This window comes from Vibrio algivorus (genome assembly GCF_030161215.1).
Classification (GTDB): domain Bacteria; phylum Pseudomonadota; class Gammaproteobacteria; order Enterobacterales; family Vibrionaceae; genus Vibrio; species Vibrio algivorus.
In genome coordinates this window covers 80,362-103,453 of sequence record NZ_BSPV01000004.1, presented here as the reverse complement: position 1 = coordinate 103,453, position 23,092 = coordinate 80,362, and the positions used below count along the sequence as shown (strand labels likewise).

The 23,092-nt window shown below is 41.7% G+C and carries 19 protein-coding genes and 1 riboswitch; of the genes, 6 read left to right on the top strand and 13 right to left on the bottom strand.

The window, feature by feature from the left end:
• Positions 1-261: 261 nt before the first annotated feature.
• From QQJ93_RS06080 to QQJ93_RS06070, 3 genes are all read left to right on the top strand, one after another.
• Positions 262-1,797, top strand: coding sequence for a nucleobase:cation symporter-2 family protein (locus tag QQJ93_RS06080; RefSeq protein ID WP_089122657.1), 1,536 nt, complete (start codon positions 262-264; stop codon positions 1,795-1,797).
• Positions 1,798-1,920: 123 nt separating this feature from the next.
• Entirely contained in the window at positions 1,921-3,327 is a 1,407-nt protein-coding gene (locus tag QQJ93_RS06075) for an 8-oxoguanine deaminase (RefSeq protein ID WP_089122656.1), read from the top strand.
• Between the two features lie 444 nt (positions 3,328-3,771).
• On the top strand, positions 3,772-5,097 hold the full coding sequence (locus tag QQJ93_RS06070) for an anaerobic C4-dicarboxylate transporter (protein ID WP_089122655.1): 1,326 nt from the start codon (positions 3,772-3,774) through the stop codon (positions 5,095-5,097).
• 98 nt (positions 5,098-5,195) lie between these two features.
• On the opposite strand, the gene QQJ93_RS06065 is transcribed toward QQJ93_RS06070, so the two are convergent.
• Entirely contained in the window at positions 5,196-5,576 is a 381-nt protein-coding gene (locus QQJ93_RS06065) for a LysM peptidoglycan-binding domain-containing protein (RefSeq protein ID WP_089122654.1), read from the bottom strand.
• 107 nt (positions 5,577-5,683) lie between these two features.
• Positions 5,684-6,622 carry a glutathione S-transferase family protein gene (locus tag QQJ93_RS06060; protein ID WP_089122653.1) on the bottom strand — a complete coding sequence of 313 codons (939 nt, stop codon included), beginning with the start codon at positions 6,620-6,622 and terminating at the stop codon, positions 5,684-5,686.
• A 156-nt stretch (positions 6,623-6,778) separates the two neighbouring features.
• Between QQJ93_RS06060 and QQJ93_RS06055 the strand changes: the two genes are divergently transcribed.
• On the top strand, positions 6,779-7,081 hold the full coding sequence (locus tag QQJ93_RS06055; RefSeq protein ID WP_089122652.1) for a cysteine-rich CWC family protein: 303 nt from the start codon (positions 6,779-6,781) through the stop codon (positions 7,079-7,081).
• Positions 7,082-7,178: 97 nt separating this feature from the next.
• Here QQJ93_RS06055 and oppF read toward each other — a convergent pair whose 3' ends face one another.
• The 5 genes from oppF to QQJ93_RS06030 form a co-directional block, all read right to left on the bottom strand.
• On the bottom strand, positions 7,179-8,240 hold the full coding sequence (gene oppF / locus QQJ93_RS06050) for a murein tripeptide/oligopeptide ABC transporter ATP binding protein OppF (protein ID WP_089122651.1): 1,062 nt from the start codon (positions 8,238-8,240) through the stop codon (positions 7,179-7,181).
• Complete coding sequence (locus tag QQJ93_RS06045) at positions 8,237-9,211, bottom strand: ABC transporter ATP-binding protein (RefSeq protein WP_027697339.1); 975 nt, start codon at positions 9,209-9,211, stop codon at positions 8,237-8,239. The genes oppF and QQJ93_RS06045 overlap by 4 nt, the downstream gene beginning before the upstream one ends.
• A gap of 37 nt (positions 9,212-9,248) precedes the next feature.
• A complete protein-coding gene (gene oppC, locus QQJ93_RS06040) occupies positions 9,249-10,151 on the bottom strand; it encodes an oligopeptide ABC transporter permease OppC (protein WP_089122650.1) in 903 nt (300 codons plus the stop codon).
• Between the two features lie 15 nt (positions 10,152-10,166).
• The gene (oppB, locus tag QQJ93_RS06035) at positions 10,167-11,087 is read right to left on the bottom strand and encodes an oligopeptide ABC transporter permease OppB (RefSeq protein WP_089122649.1); all 921 of its coding nucleotides are present in this window, start codon (positions 11,085-11,087) and stop codon (positions 10,167-10,169) included.
• 264 nt (positions 11,088-11,351) lie between these two features.
• Positions 11,352-12,986, bottom strand: a complete 1,635-nt coding sequence (locus QQJ93_RS06030; protein ID WP_089122648.1) for an ABC transporter substrate-binding protein — start codon at positions 12,984-12,986, stop codon at positions 11,352-11,354.
• A gap of 570 nt (positions 12,987-13,556) precedes the next feature.
• On the opposite strand from QQJ93_RS06030, the gene QQJ93_RS06025 reads away from it, so the two are divergent.
• Positions 13,557-16,085, top strand: coding sequence for a glycosyl hydrolase family 18 protein (locus tag QQJ93_RS06025; RefSeq protein WP_089123567.1), 2,529 nt, complete (start codon positions 13,557-13,559; stop codon positions 16,083-16,085).
• Positions 16,086-16,184: 99 nt separating this feature from the next.
• Here the strand turns inward: QQJ93_RS06025 and moaE are convergent, their stop codons facing one another.
• From moaE to moaA, 5 genes are all read right to left on the bottom strand, one after another.
• Positions 16,185-16,640, bottom strand: a complete 456-nt coding sequence (gene moaE, locus QQJ93_RS06020; RefSeq protein ID WP_089123566.1) for a molybdopterin synthase catalytic subunit MoaE — start codon at positions 16,638-16,640, stop codon at positions 16,185-16,187.
• A 16-nt stretch (positions 16,641-16,656) separates the two neighbouring features.
• Positions 16,657-16,902, bottom strand: coding sequence for a molybdopterin synthase sulfur carrier subunit (gene moaD / locus QQJ93_RS06015; RefSeq protein WP_089122647.1), 246 nt, complete (start codon positions 16,900-16,902; stop codon positions 16,657-16,659).
• A gap of 21 nt (positions 16,903-16,923) precedes the next feature.
• Positions 16,924-17,400: a cyclic pyranopterin monophosphate synthase MoaC gene (gene moaC / locus QQJ93_RS06010; protein WP_089122646.1), complete on the bottom strand. Its 477-nt coding sequence runs from the start codon at positions 17,398-17,400 to the stop codon at positions 16,924-16,926.
• Positions 17,401-17,425: 25 nt separating this feature from the next.
• Positions 17,426-17,938 carry a molybdenum cofactor biosynthesis protein B gene (gene moaB, locus QQJ93_RS06005; RefSeq protein WP_089122645.1) on the bottom strand — a complete coding sequence of 171 codons (513 nt, stop codon included), beginning with the start codon at positions 17,936-17,938 and terminating at the stop codon, positions 17,426-17,428.
• A 78-nt stretch (positions 17,939-18,016) separates the two neighbouring features.
• The gene (moaA, locus tag QQJ93_RS06000) at positions 18,017-19,030 is read right to left on the bottom strand and encodes a GTP 3',8-cyclase MoaA (RefSeq protein WP_089123565.1); all 1,014 of its coding nucleotides are present in this window, start codon (positions 19,028-19,030) and stop codon (positions 18,017-18,019) included.
• Positions 19,031-19,069: 39 nt separating this feature from the next.
• Positions 19,070-19,241, bottom strand: a riboswitch (molybdenum cofactor riboswitch).
• 312 nt (positions 19,242-19,553) lie between these two features.
• On the opposite strand from moaA, the gene yvcK reads away from it, so the two are divergent.
• Positions 19,554-20,444, top strand: a complete 891-nt coding sequence (yvcK, locus tag QQJ93_RS05995) for a uridine diphosphate-N-acetylglucosamine-binding protein YvcK (RefSeq protein ID WP_089122644.1) — start codon at positions 19,554-19,556, stop codon at positions 20,442-20,444.
• A 98-nt stretch (positions 20,445-20,542) separates the two neighbouring features.
• On the opposite strand, the gene uvrB is transcribed toward yvcK, so the two are convergent.
• Positions 20,543-22,573 (bottom strand): excinuclease ABC subunit UvrB, encoded by a 2,031-nt coding sequence (uvrB, locus tag QQJ93_RS05990; RefSeq protein ID WP_089122643.1) that lies wholly within the window; start codon positions 22,571-22,573, stop codon positions 20,543-20,545.
• Positions 22,574-23,092 lie beyond the last annotated feature (519 nt).

Sequence of the window (23,092 nt, the reverse complement as noted above, 5' to 3'; positions counted from 1 at the left end):
CTCTCCATTCACTTCATTTCAGTTTTGGCACAAAACTTGCCAGTTAGACCTAGCTTGCAGAAATTAACACCACTAATTTACAAAATTGATTGTATTCAATATTGTTGCATTAATGTTAAAGCACACCTATACATACATGGATGCAGAAATATAACTACCCACATGATTTGGGTATATAACAAGAACTGCTAATTCGAACTTAGGAAGGTAGGCCCATTACTACCTATAAGAATCTAGTGGAATAGACACTAAGGAAATGTCATGAAGCTTACATATACGCTTAACCAACGCCCACCTGTTGGAACAACATTACTACTGGCCTTACAACACATGCTGGCATCGATCGGGGGAATCGTTGCGGTGCCTCTTATTGTCGGTGCATCTGTCGGCTTACCAGCGGCTGAAATTGCAGATCTGATTAACGCTGCGTTACTCGTCGGTGGCATTGCCACTATTGTTCAATGTGTCGGTCTTGGCCCTGTGGGGATTCGATTACCGGTTGTGATGGGTTCTAGTTTTGCTTTCCTCGGTGTGGCGATTTCTATCGGTAAAGCGGATGGTATGAGTGGCATTATGGGTGCTGCTTTTGTTGGCTCATTCTTGGTGATTTTTGCCAGCTTCTTCATGACGCAGATTAAAAAGCTCTTTCCAGATGTGGTCAGTGGGGTTGTAATTACGTTAATCGGTTTAACTATTCTCCCTGTTGCAATGAGCTGGATTGGTGATGCACCAAAAGGTAGTGAAGAGTTCGCGACCTTACCAAAATTGTTTCTCGCTTTAATCTCACTTGGTATCGTTATCTTAGTCTCAGTGTATTGCAAAGGTATGATCGCAGCCTCTGCCATTGTGATTGGATTAGTCGGTGGCTACATTGCTGCCTTGACTATGGGTATGGTCGATTTGAACCAAGTAACAGAAGCTTCCTGGGTAGGCAGCCCGACCCCTCTTAAATATGGCATGACCTTCTCTTGGGGCGCAATTCTAAGCATGAGTTTGGCTTATATTATCGTTGTTGCCGAGGCAACAGGTGATTTCATGGCACTAGGTGCTAACTGCCAAAAAGAAGTATCAGGTAAAGATTTAAAACGTGGCGTATTAGGTGATGGTCTAGGTAGTACCCTTTCAGCACTGATGACAGGGATGCCATTAGCTTCGTTTAGTCAAAACGTAGGTATTGTAGGTATTACTGGGGTAGCAAGTCGTTACGTTGTTGCCACGACGGGTGGCCTCTTGATTCTAGGCGGTCTGTTTCCAAAATTGGCAGCGCTTGCAGTCACTATTCCAAAACCTGTATTAGGCGGTGTAGGTTTCATTATGTTCGGTATGATCGCTTATGCTGGCATTCGCATGCTGATTAAAGCAGCCGATACTAAACGTAATGCATTAATCATTTGTGTCAGCCTAGCTGCTGGTCTTGCGGTTACGATTGAACCTCGTTTAATTCAGCATTTACCTCATGCGGTAGCAGAATTCTTCCACTCAGGCATCACTACTGGTACCTTAATCGCAATTATCTTGCATCAAGTTTTACCGCAAAACCGCAAAGAAGAATTAGCAATGAAAAAGCTAGAAGTGGTTGAAATGGCAAAAGATGAGGAATGTCATTCCCCTGCATTTAAAGTAATGGAATCAAAAGCAACCATATCAAAAGCGATTGCAACCATTGCTGCAGAACGTGAAGCAGTACGAAACCAAACATTACTTGAGGCCCAATCTGAAGACGATAACTTGTCGGATCAACAGACCTCGTCGTCCGAGTCTCACTCTCGACTCACCCCAAGTACCGCGATGAAATAAAATGTATACCAAGGTAAAAGTCGGCATGTTCGGCTTTTACCTTTTTCAACAATAATCACTAACAACCTAAAAAAATAAGACCCTCTCCCCTGAAATGGTTGAGATGGCTAAGGAAAATTATGAATGTCTCAAACGCTTAATACTCAACATTCAGCGAATCAAAACTTAACAACCACTTGGATTAAAAACCCGCTCGATATTTATACTGGTAGCGAACAAGATGCACGTGGTGGGATTGTAGTTCAAGGAAATACCGTACTTGAACTTGTCGCTTTAAATGCTGAACCAAGCTATAAAATTGATAATGTGGTCGATGCTAAAAATCACGTTGTCACACCCGGCTTAATCAATGCCCACCATCACTTTTATCAAACCTTAACTCGCGCCTACCCTGATGCACTAGATAAAGAACTCTTCAATTGGCTTAAAACACTCTACCCAGTATGGGCTGGTCTTGATGAAGAAATGCATGCCCTTTCTACCGAAGTCGCACTCGTTGAGATGATGATGTCTGGTTGTACTACAGCCTCAGATCATCATTATCTAATTCCGGTTGGTTTAGAGAATGCGATTGATATTCAAGTTGACACCGCCAAAAAGCTCGGCGTTCGTGCAATTCTGACTCGCGGCTCGATGAGCTTAGGGGAAGACGACGGTGGCTTACCTCCTCGTCACACCATTCAAACCGAACAAACCATCATTGATGACAGCCTAAGGTTAATTAACCAGTATCACCAACGTGAAAGTGGCGCGATGACGCAAATTGCTTTGGCGCCATGTTCGCCATTTTCTGTTACGACTGATTTAATGAAAGAAACTTCGCGCATTGCTCATCAAGAAAATGTGATGATGCATACTCACTTGTGTGAAACCATTGATGAAGAAGAGTTCTGCCTACAACGCTTTGGCCATCGCCCAGTCGATTACCTTGAAAGCGTCGGTTGGCTGAATGATAAGACTTGGCTGGCGCATGGCATCCACTTTAATGATGAAGAAATCAAGCGGCTAGGTAATGCCGGCGTTGGTATCAGCCATTGTCCAACCTCGAACATGATGCTTGCCTCTGGTATTTGTCGTAATAACGAATTAGAAGCTGCTGGTGTGAAAGTCGGTTTAGGTGTCGATGGTTCCGCGTCTAACGATGGTTCAAACATGATTGCAGAAGTCCGCATGGCGATGTATTTACAGCGTCTACGTTATGGCTCTGCGAATGTGTCACATCTTGATGCTCTACGTTGGGCAACCAAAGGCTCGGCAGCTGCAATGGGACGCACTGACATCGGAACACTAGAAGTCGGTAAGCAAGCGGATATTTCAATGTTTACCCTAGATGAGATTCGTTTCTCTGGCTCACACGATCCATTGGCGGCATTAATTATGTGTGGTGCACAACAAGCTGACCGCGTGATGATTAACGGTGAATGGAGAGTACATGATGGACATGTTATCGGGCTCGACCTAGAGTGTTTATTAATTCAACATCGAGCAGCTGCAAAACGCCTTGCTGAAAAAGCAATGAAGCTTCGTTAAGGTGAAAATAGATTGTGTTGATATATACCCAAGTGATTTTAAGATGCAGAACTCAGAGCTCTCACCCAGACCTTTAGGCTGGGAAGATTGACGAAGAAATGTAGGCACCTTTCAAACCAATCTGATACGCCCTATCTCTTTATACAAAAGAAGAGGTTTGAATGAAGCTCCCGAAGGGCAAGTTACTTGGGTATAAAGCTAGGTTGCTTGATTAACACATAAACAAAACGACACTATTTTTAATCATAGGGCTCTCAGCATGTTAGGGCTCTATGCTTCTCTTTCTCTTATCTTTCCCTTCTATTTCTTCACCTTTTTCAAACCACCATAACACTATCAATTACCACTGTTAAAATAACGTATTGATGTTGTACTAGATCAAGATGGCTCAATTTCGGAAATGCTACCGTCTCTATAGTATTAATACTTTAGGGGTATACAGGTATGTTCTATATTCACATGCTGCTGCTGTTAGCAGTCATTTTCACAGGGATTCGATTTGGCGGTATTGCCTTTGGCTTATTAGGCGGCCTAGGTGTTTCCGTTTTAGCGTTTGTATTTGGTATAGCACCGGGCTCTCCGCCGATCAGCGTTATGTTGATTATTCTTGCGGTTGTCGCAGCATCAGCAACATTAGAAGCAACTGGCGGTTTAAAATTACTGGTTAAATTTGCAGAAAGGCTGCTGCGTAAACACCCGAATCAAATTGTCTTTTTAGGTCCATTTTGTACTTATCTTTTGACTGTTCTTGTTGGCACTGGTCACAGTGTTTACCCACTTCTACCGGTTATCTACGATGTTTCGATTAAAAAAGGCATTCGTCCAGAACGTCCAATGGCAATGGCTTCTGTAGCTTCGCAAATGGGTATTACCGCAAGTCCAATCGCTGCTGCCGCTGCCGTCGTAATGGCCACCGCAGCAAAAAATGATTTAGATATTTCGCTGGTTCAAGTGCTGATGGTCACCATTCCAGCAACCCTATGTGGCTTACTCGCCGGTTGTACTTGGAGCCTATTCCGCGGTAAAGAACTCGATCAAGACGAAGCCTTTATCGAACGCTGCAAAAATCCAGATTTTAAAGCTGCGTTAATTGATGAAACCGTTGAAGGCGGTAATGATATTGCCAATGCCAAAAAGGCCAAAACAGGTTTAACCGTATTTTTAGCCGGTATTGCGGTAGTGGTTTTTGTCGCAATGTTTGGTAAAGATCTGAGTCTGTTACCTCAAGGGGTTGGCATGTCGGTCGCCATTCAATTTTTGATGTTGGCAGTCGGCGCTATTATTTTGCTATGCACTAAAGTCGATCCAAAAGAAATCGCTAAAAGTAATGTATTTACTGCAGGGATGTCGGCAGTAATCATTATCTTTGGTATTGCTTGGATGAGTGACACTATCATTGAGCATCATAAGCCTTACTTGATTGAAATGGTCAGCGACATTGTCAGTGTTCATCCTTGGACCTTTGCTTTTGCAATGTTTGCTACTTCGGTTTTCTTAAAAAGCCAAGCCGCTGTACTGACGATTATGTTCCCATTAGGTTTCTCACTGGGTATTCCACCGGAAGTATTGATAGGAGTAATTCCAGCTTGTTATGCTTATTTCTTCTTCCCATTCTACCCATCGGATCTAGCAGCGATCACCTTTGACCGTTCAGGCACGACGTCGATTGGTAAGTATGTATTAAATCACAGCTTCTTTATTCCGGGCATCATCGGTGTATCAACAGCGACTGTAATTGGCTACTTTATATCTACGACCTTATTAGGATAGTTACACGAGGTAGATACCACTGCTCCACCTGCAAAAATGGCTGATCATAGATCAGCCATTTTTATTGAAGTTTTAATTTATATCCAAACTTTAATCAATTATTTAAGTTTAATCGTTTGACCAATTAATAATGATTTGGGATTTTTAATCTCTGGGTTTAATTGCTGTAACTCATCAACAGTCATATCATGATCGTTGGCAATACGATATAAAGTATCATTTTCTTTGATCACATAAACGCTCGATTTATCTTGCATTTGTTGCTTAATTTCATCTTGATCCATAGACAGTTGATCAACTTTATCTGCTAGTTGCTGATTCGACTCCTTCTGAGCTTGTAGTTCAACTTGTAGAGAATTTAGTTGTTCTGCTTGTTGATTTTGCTGCTCAATCACTTCATCGTTTGAAGCACAGCCAGAAAGCGCTAAAGCAGAAGCGAGCATCGTTAATGTAATGATTTTTGGGTTACTCTTTAACATAGTCAAATACCTTTGATTGCTTGAGTCTTTAATTTAGTCAATAAACCCTATAAATTTCAAGTGATTTATATTTATTACTGAGATTAATAATATTCAGCCAACCAACGTTACCCTCGCCCATGAGGTGAATCTAAGTCCAATTCTGGTCCTTTAGGGATAACTTGAGTCGGATTAATACCTTTATGACTGAAATAATAATGACGTTTAATATGATCAAAATTAACCGTTTCTTTTACGCCTGGCACTTGATAAAGCTCTTTCATATAACCTTGAATATTCGAGTAGTCAGCAATACGTTTTAAGTTACACTTGAAATGGCCAACGTAAACCGCATCAAAACGAATTAAAGTGGTAAACAAACGCCAATCCGCTTCTGTGATTTTCTCACCAACCAGATACTTACTCTGAGATAGATGCTGCTCCACCTTATCTAACGCTGCAAACAAGCTATCAAACGCATCTTCATACGCTTGTTGTGTAGTGGCAAAACCCGTTTTATATACACCGTTATTAATATTGGGATAGATAAATTCATTCCATTTATCGATTTCTGAACGTAAATCTGCTGGGTAGTAGTCATCGCTATTACCCGTTAAATCATTAAACTCCGAATTAAACATGCGCAGAATTTCTGATGATTCATTACTAATAATAGTATTGGTTTTCTTATCCCACAGCGTAGGAACCGTCACTCGACCTGAATAGTCATTCTTGGCTTGGGTGTAAATTTCATGAAGTTTAGTAAAACCAAAGAGCGGTTCAGGTTGGCTAAACTCCCAACCATTTTCCAACATATCCGGGCTCACGACAGTGACATCAATATGGCCGGCTAATCCTTTTAATTCACGCATAATTAAGGTGCGATGCGCCCACGGACAAGCAAGAGAAACATACAAATGATAGCGACCTGATTCAGGTTGAAATGCCGCATCTGGCTTATTTTCAATCCAATCTCGAAAACCGGCATCTTCACGAACAAATTTGCCACCGCTCGATTTAGTGTCATACCACACGTCATGCCATACGCCTTCAACTAACTTACCCATCATGCTCTCCTATTCTCTTTAATTTCCTTCAGTATAAATAGCTAAACGCTCTGTCACACCATAACGAGCTGAAGGTTTTGTTCGATAGATTCGAATGAGTGACGCAATTTTACAACCATGATAAAGTCTCGATTTGTTCATTACTGACTTTCTACTATGAAAACACCTTGTATTGCCGCTTGTAAAAATAACTCCGGAATCTGCTCTGGTTGCCATCGCACCATGGGCGAAATTCTACAGTGGAGCAAAATGGATGATGACGCTCACTCGCAAGTGATGGCAAAACTCAATGGTGAAAAAAACACTCATGCCTGCCCTGAATGTGGGGACAACACTTTTTGTGATATTGCCGCAGGAAAAGAAACTTGTTGGTGTTTTGAGGTTGAGGAGCGAGAAATAACCGAAACTTACGATGTCTGTTTATGCCGCCGCTGTTTGGAAAAGAAACCTATCGTTTAAACTTCACCGCCTAAGACCTTGGTAATAAAAAAGAAACAGGCAATAAAAAAGCAGCACCTTTCAGCACTGCTTTCGTTCACTTAATTTTCAGACCAGATTAATCCACCAGCAAACACGATACCGCGTGAACATCAGTGCCTTTGATTTGTGGTTTTTGCTCGGCACATTGCGCAGTGGCAATGGGACAACGGGTTCTAAACACACAACCTGATGGTGGGTTGATTGGCGATGGTAAATCCCCTTCTAACATTTGAATCACTTTGGCGCGTTCTTTCTTAGGATCAGGAATTGGCACCGCTGACATCAAGGCTTTGGTGTATGGGTGTTTCGGGTTAGCAAATAGTGCATCTGCCTCGCCGAGTTCTACCGCATTACCTAGGTACATTACCAATACGCGATCTGAAATGTGTTTTACCACTGATAAATCGTGGGCAATAAACACTAAACTCAAGCCTAATTCACGCTGTAGCTCTTTTAGTAGGTTCACTACCTGCGCTTGAATTGATACATCGAGTGCTGATACTGGTTCATCACAAATGATCATTTTAGGGTTCAAAATCAACGCACGAGCAATACCAATACGCTGACACTGACCACCTGAGAACTCATGGGGATAACGGTTAATCACGTTCGGTAGCAAACCAACCTTATCCATCATGATTTTTACTTTGGCTTTTACTTCCGCTTTAGATAGCTTTGGATAAAACGTTACTAGCGGCTCAGCAATGATGTCACCGACGGTCATTCGTGGGTTAAGTGAAGCCAGCGGGTCTTGGAAGATCATTTGAATTTCTTTGCGCTTTTCACGTTTTTGTACTGCTTGCATGCGAGTTAAGTCTTGGCCTAACCATAACACTTCGCCTTCAGTCGCTTCCACTAGACCAATAATGGCGCGAGCAAACGTTGATTTACCGCAACCAGACTCACCTACTACACCAAGAGTTTCACCTTCATATAGACGTACATTGACGCCATCGACGGCTTTTAACTTTGATGGTTTAGACCACGGCCAAGCTGATTTGGAGGCAATATTAAAGTGAACTTTTAAGTCTTTAATATCCAGCAGTAAGTTTTTATCCGCTAATGCCACTTTTTCAATTTTGGCTTTAGGCTCAACACTGCTTGGTTGTTCTATCTTTATTTCATTTGTAATGCTCATGACTTCCAAGTCTCCCATTCAGAAAAACAAGCACGGAAACGGTCTTCACCAAATGGAAGAAGTTGTGGTGCTTCTTGACGACAACGATCAGTAACACGGTGACAACGCTCTTGATACGGACACCCCGTTGGCAAGCGTAGTAAGTTCGGTGGGTTACCTGGAATAGTTGGCAACTCTTCCCCCTCAGTATCGAGACGAGGAATAGCGCGTAGTAAGCCTTCGCTGTAAGGGTGGCTTGGTTTATAGAAAATCTCATCAACCGTACCGTACTCCATAGTACGTCCGGCATACATCACGAGTACTTTGTCACAAGAGCCGGCAACGACACCTAGGTCATGGGTGATCATAATAATCGCGGTGTTAAATTCGTCTTTAAGCTCATTCAACAAGTCCATAATTTGCGCTTGTACCGTTACATCTAGTGCAGTAGTCGGTTCATCGGCAATCAGAAGTTTCGGGCGACAAAGAAGCGCCATTGCGATCATCACACGCTGACGCATACCACCAGAGAACTCATGCGGGTACATGTTAATGCGTTTACGAGCTTCTGGAATCTTCACCGCTTCAAGCATGCGTACCGACTCTTCAAACGCTTCGGTTTTGCCCATGCCTTTGTGCAACATTAATACTTCCATTAGCTGATCGCTAACCTTCATGTATGGGTTCAATGAAGTCATAGGATCTTGGAAAATCATCGCGATTTGTTCTGCGCGGATCTTGTTAAGCTCTTTTTCTGGCAAGTTTAAAATTTCTTTGCCTTCAAATTTGGCACTTCCGCTGATCACGCCGTTTTTTGCCAACAAGCCCATGATGGCAAACACGGTTTGGGATTTACCAGAGCCTGACTCCCCAACAATACCAAGAGTTTCACCTTGCTTAATTGAGAAGCTCAAATCATTAACAGCAGTCACCATGCCGTCTTGGGTTTTAAACTCAACCCTTAAATCTTGTACATCTAATAAATTACTCATGTTCTTTCCTTAAATTCTATTTAGCTGAGGGCAGCGACTAACGGTCTTTTGGATCAAGCGCATCGCGCAAACCATCGCCGACATAGTTAAAGCAGAACAGCGTGACTACCATAAATGCCGCAGGAAAACCTAATTGCCAAATTGCAATCTCCATGGTTTGTGCGCCTTCTTGCAGTAATGCCCCCCAGCTGGTCATTGGCTCTTGCACCCCTAGACCTAGGAAAGATAAGAAAGACTCGGTTAGAATCATGCTTGGTACGAGTAGCGTTGAATAAACCGCAACGATACCCAATACGTTTGGCACAATGTGACGAGTAATGATTTTCCAATTGCTCACGCCACAAACGTGCGCCGCTTCGATAAACTCTTTATTACGTAGGCTGAGTGTTTGACCACGTACAATCCGTGCCATATCCAGCCAGGCTATTGCCCCTATCGCAACGAAGATCAAAATGATATTACGACCGAAGAAAGTCACTAGTACAATCACTAGGAACATGAAAGGTACTGCGTATAAGATTTCCAAAATACGCATCATAATGCGGTCAACTTTACCGCCGATAAAGCCAGAGGCTGCGCCGTATAAAGTACCGATTAATACTGCAACAAAGGCACCTAGTACTCCAACCATAAGAGAGATTCGTCCCCCCATTAAGGTTCGCACATACAAATCTCGGCCTAGGCTATCGGTGCCAAATAAATGTTCAGCAGAAGGTGCGGCTTGCAGTGAGTACCAATCGGTATCGTCATAAGCAAACTGGGCAAACATTGGTAGGAAAATCACCGATAAGGTAATCAACACCAAAATCACCAAACTCACCATTGCGGCTTTGTTGCGCATAAAGCGAATACGAGCATCTTGCCAAAGGCTGCGACCTTCAATTTCTAAGTTCTCAGAGAACTTTTCGATCGCTTCTAAATTTTCTTTTTTAGTTAACATAGCGTCATTCCCTGATTAGTAACGAATTTTCGGATCAATATAAGCCAGTAGTACATCGACAATGGCATTGAAAAGAATAAAGAGGAAACCAATCAGAATGGTAATTCCCATGACTAGTGAGTAATCACGGTTGAATGCAGCGTTAACGAACAATTTACCAATCCCAGGCAGACCGAAAATGGTTTCGATAACCACAGAACCAGTAATGATGCCAACAAATGCTGGGCCCATGTATGACACAACTGGAAGCAATGCAGGTTTTAACGCATGTTTAAAAATAATATATTTGTAGCTCAAACCTTTCGCACGCGCCGTACGAATAAAGTTACTGTTTAACGTTTCAATCATGCTGCCACGAGTAATACGAGCAAACGTAGCCACATAAAGCAGAGACATGCCAACCATAGGCAAGAATAAATACTGGAAACCACCGTCTTTCCAACCACCAGCAGGGAACCAACCTAGGTTAATCGAGAAGATATAAATCAAAACAGGTGCTAATACGAATGAGGGCATAACTACCCCGAGCATGGCAGTCGACATAATGGTGTAGTCTACCCAGGTATTTTGCCGCAGCGCCGCAATGGTTCCAACCCCTACCCCCATAATCACAGTAAAGACGAATGCAAAGAAGCCGACTTTAGCTGATACCGGCAAAGCGGCGTAAACCAATTCATTTACGGTGTAATCTTGGTATTTAAATGATGGACCAAAATCACCTTGCAAAATGTTGGTCAAATAAGTGGTGTATTGCACTAATACCGGCTGATCGAGCCCATATTTAGCATTGATATTGGCCATGACCTCAGGAGGTAACGGACGTTCGCTCGAGAACGGGTTACCTGGTGCAAAGCGCATCAGGAAGAAAGACACCGTGATCAATACCAACAGGGTCGGTATCGCTTCGATAAGCCTTTTAAAAATAAATTTAAACATAGTAAAACTTCCAGTTGTGACTAATAAATAGCTTGCCCATCATCAATGAGCATCCTTGTTATATTATTTTTATTATATTTGTGGAACTGTCATAAATTCATGTTTTGTATCATATAAAACAAAAAGTTGAACTCTAATTTGTATCACAGGTTTTTTACTTAACCCATTGGTAGATGAATCATCGCGGAGTATTAGATTAGTGATCATTTTAAAACGAAAATAGGTTCTGCATGTCTCCATACAGAACCTAATCTTTAGCAATAATTACTTAGCGATTTTATACAGATCTTTAGTATAAATTTTATCTTCCGCATTATTTTGTGGGAAGCCACCTACTAACGGTGAAACCAAACGAGCTTTCACGTATTGATAAATAGGGGCAATTGGCATATCACGAGCCAATAGTTTCTCTGCTTCCGCATACAAATCAGCACGCTCTTCGTCACTTGTCGAGTTAAGTGCTTTTTCCATTACCGCATCATACTCTTTGCTATGGTAACGAGGGTCATTCGAGCTGTTGTTAGACTGCATTAGAGACAAGAACGCAGAAGCTTCGTTATAGTCACCACACCAACCCGCACGAGTTACGTCAAAATTACCTTGGCGACGCGTATCAAGGTAAGTTTTCCACTCTTGGTTTTCTAAAGTCACATCAACCGCGCCAAGTGATTTTTTCCACATAGATGCAATCGCAACGGCATTTTTCTTGTGGTTATCATCGGTGTTATAAAGCAGGTTAAATTTAAGAGGATTCGACTTATTATATCCAGCCTCTTCTAACAATTGCTTTGCTTTCTCATTACGTTCTTTTTGTGTCCATGTACCGTATTCCGGCATAGTTGGATGGAAACCGGCAGTAATTTCTGGTGTTAAGAAATAAGCAGGTTTTTGACCTTGCCCAAGCAAGATACGTGTCATCACATCACGGTCGATAGTATAAGAAAGAGCCTTACGCACACGTACATCGTCAAACGGTGGCTTTTGGTTATTGAAACCATAGTAATAAGAACATAGGTTACCGACTACCATGACATCTTCAGGGTGATCTTTTTGTAGACGTTTAAATTGCTCATTTGGTAATTCATCGGTCATATCGAGTTCGCCAGCTAAGAAACGGTTCATTTCAGCGTTTTGGCTTTCGATTGGTAGATAAGTCACTTGATTAATAACCGTACTGTCGTTATCCCAGTAATTCTTATTGCGCACTAGCACCATGCGCTCATTCAGTACCCAGCTATCCAGTACATAAGCACCGTTACTGACGAAGTGTTCAGGCTTCGTCCACTGATCGCCCCACTTCTCCAGTACTTTTTTATTCACTGGCTTAACCGTCGTGTGGCCCATCATTTTCACAAAATAAGGCACGGCAGATTCAAGGCTCACTTCAAGTGTATTAGCATCAAGAGCTTTCACGCCAAGGGTTGATTTATCCGCTTTACCAGAAATAATTTGCGCTGCATTCTTCATGGTAGTCATTTCTAGATACCATGCATATGGTGATGCAGTAGCAGGATCAACTGCGCGTTGGAAAGTAAAAACAAAATCATCGGCAGTCACAGGATCGCCATTTGACCATTTTGCATCTTTACGTAAATGGAAGATAAATGTCTTATTGTCTTGAGTTTCCCAGCTTTCAGCCACACCAGGAACAACGTTACCGTCTGCGTCTTGATTAACTAAGCCTTCAAATAAATCACGAATCACATTGGATTCAGGCACGCCTTCTGTTTTCTGTGGATCGATAGAAGCAACTTCTGCACCGTTGCCTTTCACCAATTCTTGTTTTTCCGCTAATTTAACGCCTGCCGGAACTTGAGCAGCAGAAGCAGAAAGAGAAGCAGCACCGAAAGCAAGACCGGCACCAAGTAGGATCACTTGAGTGATTTTATTTTTACGCATATGGGTAAACTCCAATTTTTTATATTAATGCATCCGTGACATCTTTATATCGATTATAACTATCCAACACTGGTCAATTAGTAGTCTTCACTAGTTTTTAAAGCTTTGTGCGATTTTTACTCTAACCAATACAGCTATAGCGATATATAGAGCGGAACAAGCTATCAATATTTTCTGGGATCTACCACTACAAAATTATAAAAACATAACATAGGTTACACTTTTCCCTATTAACAGTATGTATATCCAAATGAAATCGATTGCATAGTTAAATTCACTCTACCTATGTGAATTTCAATCTTTTACTTCCTGTTTTACGTAGCTCAATTTTTATTACTTTCAAGCCTATTTTTGACAAGTTTTATCAAATAGAGACTTCAAAGAGAGTTTGTTTGAAAGATATTTCATAACGCGAATTATTAATTGTATATCGATTCAAAATTGTCTTTTTGTTCTTTGTTGAGTCACGTTATCTCATCAACACTGCCATTGATGCACAAGTGAAGTGCAGGTTTCACCTGATCTTTTTTAGGTGAGCACATTAAGAAAGGACTAAAGAGAGAAATGACTATGAAACGTTTCAATCTCACTGCAGTGAGTATTGCTTTAGCGTTAGGTTCAGCGTCAGTAATGGCCGCACCTACTGCTCCAAGCTTAGATATGTACGGTTCAAAAAATTTAAAATTCTCCAAAATTGATTTAGCAATGGAAACCACATCAGGTTACAACAGCATGGTTCAGTACCATGAAAATGCTCAAATCGATATTATTTTCAATCAATATAGCGGAGAAACTGGCGACACTTACAACATTTACTTTGATGGTGAAAAAGTCGCAACTGGCCCAATTAGCGGCAGCAAAACGACGGCTTCATTTGAATACTCCCAAGGCGGTGTATATCAAATGGAAATTGAAGCGTGTGATGCAACCGGTTGTAGTAAAACTCAGCCAGTTGAGCTATCAATTGCTGATACTGACGGTTCTCACTTAGCACCGTTAACCATGAATGTAGACCCTAACAATAAAACTTATAATACCGATCCAAATACCGTTGTCGGTACTTACTTTGTTGAATGGGGTATTTATGACCGCGGTTACACTGTTGATAATATTCCTGTCGATAACCTAACCCATATTCTTTACGGTTTTATTCCTATTTGTGGACCAAATGAATCGCTTAAATCGGTAGGTGGTAACAGCTTTAATGCATTGCAAACCGCTTGTCAGGGCGTGCCAGATTACAACGTGGTTATCCATGACCCATGGGCTGCATACCAAAAAAGCTTCAAACAAGCAGGTCATGAGTACGATACGCCTATCAAAGGTAACTTCGGCATGATGATGGCGCTTAAGCAGCGTAATCCTGATCTTAAAATTGTCCCATCTATCGGTGGTTGGACGCTTTCTGACCCATTTTTCTCATTCACTGACAAATCTAAGCGAGACATTTTTGTTGCATCAGTTAAAGAGTTCCTAACCACTTGGAAATTCTTTGACGGTGTGGATATTGACTGGGAATTCCCTGGTGGCGGCGGTCAAGCTACTGACCTAGGTGATCCTGTTAACGATGGTCCTGCTTATATTGCGCTAATGCGTGAATTACGTGCCATGTTAGATGAGCTCGAAGTTCAAAATGGTAAAGAATATGAACTGACTTCAGCGATTGGTGTTGGTTACGACAAACTGGAAGATGTCGATTATGCTGACGCTGCTCAATATATGGATTACATCTTTGCCATGACTTATGACTTCTACGGTGGTTGGAATAATGTTCCTGGACACCAAACTGCACTTTACTGTGGTAGCTTTATGCGCCCAGGTCAATGTGATGGCACAGGTATTGATGCAGAAGGCGAACCATACAAAGGCCCTGCTTATACGACAGATAACGCAATCAAAATTTTGCTAGAACAAGGTGTTCCAGCGAATAAACTGGTTGTAGGTGCTGCTATGTATGGCCGTGGTTGGGATGGTGTAATGCCTGAAAGCTTAACCGTTGCAGGTGATCCAATGACGGGGACTGGTAACGGCAAGCTAACCGGAACGAAAGAGCAAGGTGTTTGGGAAGCAGGTGTTATTGATTATAAAGGTGTGAAAAGCACCATGATCGGTCCAAACGGTGAAGGCATCAATGGCTTTGAAACAGGTTATGATGAACAAGCTGAAGCCGCATGGGTTTGGAACCGTTCTAATGGTAAGTTAGTCACATACGATAATGAACGCTCTGTCATTGCGAAAGGCCAATATGCACGTAACCTAGGTTTAGCGGGTTTATTCTCCTGGGAAATTGATGCTGATAACGGCGATATTTTGAATGCCATGCACGAAGGTTTAGCGGGTGAACCAACTAACTATGCACCGACCGCAAGTGCAGGTGCAGACCAAACTGTAGTAGGTCCTGCGACGGTACAACTTGATGGATCAGCTTCTAGTGATCGTAATGGCAGCATTGCATCATACCAATGGACGCAAACTTCTGGTCCATCCGTTACTCTGCAAAACTCAAGCTCTGCAACCGCTAGCTTTGATATTAGTGAAGTTACCGAAGTCCAAATTTTAGGCTTCTCTTTAACTGTCACTGATAATGAAGGTGCTACTGATAGCGATAATGTTGTCATTACCGTTAACCCTGTTGACCTAGAGCCTACAAACACTGCGCCAGTTGCAAACTTAAGCGCCCCTGCTCAAGTTAATGCAGGTGATACAGTAACGATTGATGCTTCTGGTTCAACCGATGAGGAAGGCGATGCACTTACTTACACTTGGACTCTACCATCAGGCGTAACAGGTTCAGGTTCAAGCATTAGCTTTGTTGCAGGTGAGTATGAGCAAGATACAACACTAAACTTCACAGTAACCGTAAGTGATGGTGAATTGACGAGCGAAGCTTCAGCCTCAGTGGTTGTACTGAAAAAGTCAGGCACCGTTGATCCAACATGTGACAATGTATGGGATGCTTCAGCCGTTTATACTGGCGGTGATCAAGTCACACTAGATGGTACTCTATATGAAGCCAAATGGTGGACAACTGGTGAAAACCCAAGCCAAACTGGTGAATGGGGTGTGTGGAAAAACTTAGGCGCAGCAAGCTGTAACTAAGATTCATCTATATCATCATTAACAGCAAAAAGGCCAATGGATTTAAATCATTGGCCTTTTTTCATTACGGTGCTGATATTTATACTAGTGTGATTGATATTATTTCCAGCGATCCGCCGCTTTGGCATCTGAATCACGAGATTCTACCCAACGGACTTCTTCTGTGGTGCGCTCTTTTTTCCAAAATGGTGCTTGGGTTTTTAAGTAATCCATGACAAATTCACAGGCTTCAAACGCCGCATTACGATGTGCACTTGAAACTCCAACGAATACAATTTGATCACCCAAATCTAAATCACCAACACGGTGAATCACTCTAATATTCAGTAATGGCCAGCGTGATTTTGCTTGCTCACAAATCTGAATTAAAGAACGCTCTGTCATCCCTGGGTAATGCTCTAGACTCAACCCGGTAACGGAATCTCCAAGGTTCATATCACGAACTTTACCAACAAAGGTTACCACCGCACCTGCATCAGAGCCTTGTGCTAATTGCTGATATTCAATACCGATATCAAAGTCTTCAAACTGTACGCTGACCATTTCTTTAACCATACCCGCTGAAGACATATTAGCCTCCTGTTACTGGTGGGAAAAAGGCAACCTCATCACCAGATTTAAGCATAGTGTCCATTTTCACCATATCTTGGTTGACCGCCACCAGCAATTTGCCAGACTGTAGCGCTTGCGCCCATTGCTCACCTTTGTCGCATAACTGCTGACGTAACATCTCTGCCGTAATTTGGTTTGCTTCGATTGTCACTGAATCAACACCAACTAACTCGCGAGTTTGAGCAAAAAATAAAACTTTAATCATTGTTCAACCTTCCGAAGATTATTAATTAGCCACGAAATGACCAGACTTACCGCCGGTTTTTTCAAGTAAACGAACTTGACCAATCACCATGTCTTTTTGTACTGCTTTACACATATCGTAGATAGTTAACGCTGCAACAGAAGCCGCAGTTAGCGCTTCCATCTCAACGCCTGTTTTTCCAGCTAGCTTACACACAGATTCAATACGAACTTGATTGGTTTCCGGTTTAGCTTCTAATTGCACTTCTACTTTTGAAAGTAGTAAAGGATGGCAAAGTGGAATTAAATCCCATGTTTTTTTAGCCGCTTGAATGCCCGCAATACGCGCAGTAGCAAATACATCACCTTTATGGTGTGAACCGGACACAATAAGATCGAGTGTTTCTTTCGACATGGTTACCCAAGCTTCAGCACGAGCTTCACGTACTGTTTCTTGTTTAGCAGACACATCGACCATATTAGCTTCGCCAGAGGCATTAATATGAGTAAATTGAGACATAAATATCATTCCTTATTAGAATTTTTTAAGCGGAAAGATGAGGCATAAAATTACAAGGGCGATGACGTGCGTCAAGCTGCTCCTTGATTAACTTTTCCCAACCTAGACGACATGCCCCCGTCGAACCTGGCATCGCAAAAATAACTGTTTGGTTAGCCATTCCAGCGATTGCACGAGATTGTAAGCTCGATGAGCCAATATCCTCAAAAGACAGCATACGAAAAATCTCACCAAAACCTTCTACTTGCTTATCAAATAAAGGTTGCAGTGCTTCCGTTGTATAGTTTTTTGCGGTAAAGCCCGTGCCACCGCTAATTAAGACTGCCTGAATAGAATCATCGGCAATCCACCCCGAAACCAAGGCGCGAATTTGATATTTGTTATCCGCGATAATTTGACGATCAGCCAATTGATGCCCTACTTGCTGAATTTGCTCAACAAAATAATCACCCGATGTGTCATTTTTAGGGGTTCGAGAATCCGATACGGTCAAGACTGCAATTCGTGCAGGCTTAAACTCAGCAGCAACACGTGCCATGTTGATAACCTCAAAAAATCAAAATATATACCCAAGTAACTTCAAGATGCAGAATTCACTTGGGTATAAATGGAAAGATTAACCACCAATAGAAGCCAGATGTGGTGTCATGCCCGTTTTGCCTTCTTGTAAAAAGTGGCTAACAGATTTGGTATCAAGCGCACCTTGAATTCGCGCGATGAGGTCTTTTTCTTGCTCATCCTGTTGGAGTAAATCACGCAGTTCAACACCCTCTTCACCAAATAAGCACAGGTGTAGCTTACCTGTTGCAGAGACACGCAGTCGATTACAGGTTTCACAAAAACCTTTTTCATACGGCATGATAAGGCCAATTTCACCCTGATAGTCAGGATGAATAAATACTTGTGCAGGACCATCATTGGCTTCTTTAACCTTCAGTAACCAACCATTAGCAATTAAATGATTACGAATACTGACACCAGACTGATGCTGCTGTTCAAATAATTCATCCATTTCACCGGTTTGCATTAACTCGATAAAACGTAATTGAATTGGGCGATCTTTAATCCAGTTCAAAAAGCTCGGTAACGCATGGCCATTAAATTGTTTCAATAGCACTACGTTTACTTTGATTTGCTTATAACCTACCTCAAATGCGCGGTCGATACCGGTCATCACATCATGAAATTTATTTTCACCCGTAATTTGATGAAATAAGCGAGGGTCAAGGCTATCAACACTGACATTAATATGCGTTAAACCTGCATCTTTCCAGTCACCAACTTGTTTAGCCATACGGTAGCCATTGGTTGTAGTCGCTACCTTTGTAATACCTGAGGTCTGTGCAACCGACGCAACGATGTCATTAAAGTCTTTACGTAGTGTAGGTTCACCACCTGTAATGCGCACTTTGGTAGTGCCACAATCGGCGAAGGCATTGACGATACGTTTAATTTCAGCTTGGTTTAAAAAAGATGAGTTTTTCTTGCCGGTTGGATGATAACCATCAGGCAAACAATAAGTGCATTTGAAATTACACACATCGGTGATCGACAGACGCAAATAATAAAACTTGCGCGAAAAACGATCGACAAATTGAGCGTTTTCTGTGGTTGATGTAGAAGATGCCACATCGGATACGCCCGAATAATCAGGAATATATTGAGAAACTAATTGAGTCACGAAACACCTTTCCAAATACGGGAGGAAGATTCATTTCTAAACCAACCCTGGTGACAGTATGTCACTGGCTTTAAAAACTTATCCACTAGCCGTTGATACAAGGAATATTGATACAACGAATAATGAACTTAGTGATTAACGCTCGGAGTTATGACGGAGTTATTGATAAAGAATTCAATAACACTGTTTTTAAATGGTACGCAAGAAAACGAGATTTTTCCATACCCATTTAGGCATAAGGTCGTTATATTTAGTTAATTGATATCAAAGAATTGTCATTTATACCAATCACATTAATTAGGTGGTCAGAAATTGCGCCGAAAAAAGGCTTGAAAACAAGGCAAAAATTTTTGATAAGTAGTTATTCTACAATCAAAATTTCTAACGCAGTTATCGAGTCTTTTAACAAGCAAGGATGAACAGATAATTAATACGATTAGTATTAAGGTCAATTCAACAGAGAAACTAACTTATGCCTATCCATAAAACCAAAAAAGTCGTTGCAATCGGTGGCGGTCATGGCCTAGGCCGCATGCTAGCAGCACTAAAAGATTTTGGGGCTAATGCTACAGGTATTGTTGCGACCACTGACAACGGTGGCTCCACCGGACGTATTCGACAATGCCAAGGTGGTATTGCTTGGGGAGATACCCGAAACTGCATCAATCAGCTTATTACTGAACCTAATATTAGCTCAATGATGTTTGAATATCGTTTTCGAGGTGCCGGAGAATTAAACGGCCATAATCTAGGGAATTTAATGCTCACTGCGCTAGATAACCTATCGATTCGCCCACTAGATGCAATCCACTTAATTTGTGACATGCTAAAGGTTGAAGTGAATATTGTACCTATGTCAGAACACCCTGCTGATCTGACTGCATTGTCAAAAACTGGGAAATGGGTACGTGGTGAAACTAATGTCGATGATATGTCTGAGCCTCTACAACGTTTATATGTGGAGCCTGAAGTTCCCGCAACAGTTGAAGGCATTGACGCTATTTTATCGGCAGATTGCATTATCTTAGGTCCAGGTAGTTTCTTGACCAGCATTATGCCGCCACTATTACTGCCTGACATTGGCAAAGCCATTGCCCAAAACACTCAAGCCAAACTCGTGTTTGTTGATAACCTAGATAATGAATTTGGCCCGGCTGGGATGATGAGTCTAGAAGAAAAACTGAAGTGGTGTCAGCGTGCTTGTGACGGTCGTAAAGTTGATGTATTACTCGGTGAAAATTTTTCTGAAAGTGTCGATCAAAACTATCAATGTATTGAAGTGAATCTCGCCTCACCTAATCATGAATGGCGTCATGATCGTAAAAAACTCCAACAAGAAATTGAAAAGATTATTTTGCAGTAAACAAAAGGTTTCTAGATACGGGTCCCTAGTTCCTAGGTAAGCCACACAAGCAACTGGTGCTTTTTCTAGAAACTAGGGATAGAAACTCGTAACCTCTTTTAACTATTCACAATAAACTGCGCTCGTAACTTCTCAATCTCATCTCGTTTTTGGGCCGCTTGTTCAAATTCCAGATTTTGAGCGTGTTGATACATTTCATTTTCCAACTGGCTTATTTGTTTATCAAGCTGTTGTGGTGTTAACGCTTGATACTCGGCAGCTTGCTCTGCCACTTTAGACAGAGAAATTACATTACTGTCTTTCTTACCTTTGCGAGTACCAACATGGCCCAACTCCATTATATCTTGGATGCTTTTATTCAGCGCTTGAGGAGTCGTTCCCATCTCTTCATTATATTGCTGCTGTTTAGCACGGCGACGTTCCGTTTCATCTATCGCTTTACGCATCGATTTTGTAATACTGTCACCATATAAAATCGCTTTACCTTGAATATTACGTGCCGCTCGACCAATAGTCTGAATCAATGAGCGTTCTGAACGTAAAAATCCTTCTTTATCAGCATCTAAAATCGCTACCAAAGATACTTCAGGCATATCTAAGCCTTCTCGAAGTAAGTTAATGCCGACTAATACATCAAACTCACCTAGACGCAGATCTCGAATGATTTCAACACGTTCAACCGTATCTATATCTGAGTGTAAATAACGGACTTTAACATCATGCTCCGTCAAATATTCAGTCAAGTCTTCTGCCATACGCTTAGTTAAGGTAGTCACGAGTACACGTTCATTCACCGCAACGCGCTGACGAATTTCCGATAGTAAATCATCTACCTGCGTAGCAACCGGACGAACTTCAATTTCAGGATCGAGTAATCCGGTTGGGCGCACGACTTGCTCAGCCACATCACCACCAGACTTATCTAACTCATACGCACTTGGCGTGGCTGAAACATAAATGGTTTGCGGAGCGAGCGATTCAAATTCCTCAAAACGCAGTGGTCGGTTATCTAACGCTGAAGGTAAGCGAAAACCAAACTCGACCAAAGTTTCTTTACGAGAGCGGTCACCTTTATACATCGCACCAATTTGTGGCACCGTAACGTGAGATTCATCAATAATCAGTAATCCATCATGAGGCAAGTAATCAAATAGAGTCGGTGGTGGCTCCCCCTCTTTACGTCCACTTAAATAACGTGAATAGTTTTCGATACCAGAGCAGAATCCCAATTCATTCATCATTTCGATATCAAACTGCGTACGTTGCGTAATACGCTGATCTTCTAACAGCTTATTGTTTTCTCGTAATACTTTTTGTCTTTCAACCAACTCATCTTTGATATTTTCAATCGCTTCAAGAATACGTTCACGTGGTGTTACGTAGTGAGTTTTAGGATAAATGGTGGCACGTGCAATATCTCGTTGTTTAATCGCACCCGTTAACGGATCAAAAACGCTGATGCATTCCACTTCTTCATCAAACATTTCCAGACGAATTGCATCATGCTCAGAATCGGCAGGAAACACGTCTATCACTTCCCCTCGAACTCGGAAGTTACCCCGTTCAAACACCATGTCATTTCGACTGTATTGCAGCTCTGCTAAACGGCGAATAATGTCACGCTGTTCCAAAATGTCACCACGACGAATATGCAGCATCATCTTTAAATAAGAGTCCGGATCACCCAAACCGTAAATCGCCGAAACAGAGGCAACGATAATCGCATCTTTACGTTCAATTAAAGACTTCGTGGCAGATAAACGCATTTGCTCAATGTGGGCGTTAACCGAAGAATCCTTTTCAATAAAGGTATCAGTGGTAGGCACATACGCTTCCGGCTGATAATAGTCATAATAAGAGACAAAATATTCGACCGCATTATTGGGAAAGAAGCTTTTCATTTCTCCATACAATTGCGCAGCAAGCGTTTTATTTGGGGCAAGTAAAATAGTTGGGCGCTGCGCTTTAGCGATCACATTGGCTAAGGTAAATGTTTTACCCGAACCCGTTACACCTAATAACGTTTGATGGGCTAATCCTACTTCCAAACCTTCAGATAATTTTGCAATCGCCTCTGGCTGATCGCCGGCTGGTTGATAATCGGAAACCAGTTGATACAACTTACTCATACTTGCCTCTTAAATGGGGAATTCTCGACTATTTATTCGATTGGTTGACCTTATCACAAGCTTATTATTAACGCTTTAAGTCACAGCAAATGATGTGGTAGTTTTTTTAACTAAAAATATGTTCTAAAAAAGTCATCTTTACTCTAGCTTAGCCTTTCTCGGTTTGGTAGTATTCTCACCCCGCGCAAAATTTCACCCAATATATCACTTACTTTTCATCCACGGGTTTTCCCCAAAAAGTTGTTGATTTTACATTTTCAGTCGTATTTTCATTTTTTACTCACAAACACCCTCAAATGTAAAAACCACAAAAACCAAGCAAAAACAAGCCATTACATACAGCCATTCACTTCGTTTCACTTTTAACTCTCCAACACAAAAACTTGCTCAGGTTTCATTCACACACTTATCCACAAATTTAGTGGATAACTATACAGCCGCCTTATCTGGCGAGGCTTACAAAAAAGTAAAGAGAAAATACGTATTATTTTTCACTTTTTTATTGCTTTCTAGCGTTGA

Excerpts from the sequence above, each read along its gene's own strand:
- QQJ93_RS06080 (WP_089122657.1), top strand. The coding sequence starts at position 262 with ATGAAGCTTACATATACGCTTAACCAACGCCCACCTGTTGGAACAACA.
- QQJ93_RS06075 (WP_089122656.1), top strand. The coding sequence starts at position 1,921 with ATGTCTCAAACGCTTAATACTCAACATTCAGCGAATCAAAACTTAACA.
- QQJ93_RS06070 (WP_089122655.1), top strand. The coding sequence starts at position 3,772 with ATGTTCTATATTCACATGCTGCTGCTGTTAGCAGTCATTTTCACAGGG.
- QQJ93_RS06065 (WP_089122654.1), bottom strand. The coding sequence starts at position 5,576 with ATGTTAAAGAGTAACCCAAAAATCATTACATTAACGATGCTCGCTTCT.
- QQJ93_RS06060 (WP_089122653.1), bottom strand. The coding sequence starts at position 6,622 with ATGGGTAAGTTAGTTGAAGGCGTATGGCATGACGTGTGGTATGACACT.
- QQJ93_RS06055 (WP_089122652.1), top strand. The coding sequence starts at position 6,779 with ATGAAAACACCTTGTATTGCCGCTTGTAAAAATAACTCCGGAATCTGC.
- oppF (WP_089122651.1), bottom strand. The coding sequence starts at position 8,240 with ATGAGCATTACAAATGAAATAAAGATAGAACAACCAAGCAGTGTTGAG.
- QQJ93_RS06045 (WP_027697339.1), bottom strand. The coding sequence starts at position 9,211 with ATGAGTAATTTATTAGATGTACAAGATTTAAGGGTTGAGTTTAAAACC.
- oppC (WP_089122650.1), bottom strand. The coding sequence starts at position 10,151 with ATGTTAACTAAAAAAGAAAATTTAGAAGCGATCGAAAAGTTCTCTGAG.
- oppB (WP_089122649.1), bottom strand. The coding sequence starts at position 11,087 with ATGTTTAAATTTATTTTTAAAAGGCTTATCGAAGCGATACCGACCCTG.
- QQJ93_RS06030 (WP_089122648.1), bottom strand. The coding sequence starts at position 12,986 with ATGCGTAAAAATAAAATCACTCAAGTGATCCTACTTGGTGCCGGTCTT.
- QQJ93_RS06025 (WP_089123567.1), top strand. The coding sequence starts at position 13,557 with ATGAAACGTTTCAATCTCACTGCAGTGAGTATTGCTTTAGCGTTAGGT.
- moaE (WP_089123566.1), bottom strand. The coding sequence starts at position 16,640 with ATGGTTAAAGAAATGGTCAGCGTACAGTTTGAAGACTTTGATATCGGT.
- moaD (WP_089122647.1), bottom strand. The coding sequence starts at position 16,902 with ATGATTAAAGTTTTATTTTTTGCTCAAACTCGCGAGTTAGTTGGTGTT.
- moaC (WP_089122646.1), bottom strand. The coding sequence starts at position 17,400 with ATGTCTCAATTTACTCATATTAATGCCTCTGGCGAAGCTAATATGGTC.
- moaB (WP_089122645.1), bottom strand. The coding sequence starts at position 17,938 with ATGGCACGTGTTGCTGCTGAGTTTAAGCCTGCACGAATTGCAGTCTTG.
- yvcK (WP_089122644.1), top strand. The coding sequence starts at position 19,554 with ATGCCTATCCATAAAACCAAAAAAGTCGTTGCAATCGGTGGCGGTCAT.
- uvrB (WP_089122643.1), bottom strand. The coding sequence starts at position 22,573 with ATGAGTAAGTTGTATCAACTGGTTTCCGATTATCAACCAGCCGGCGAT.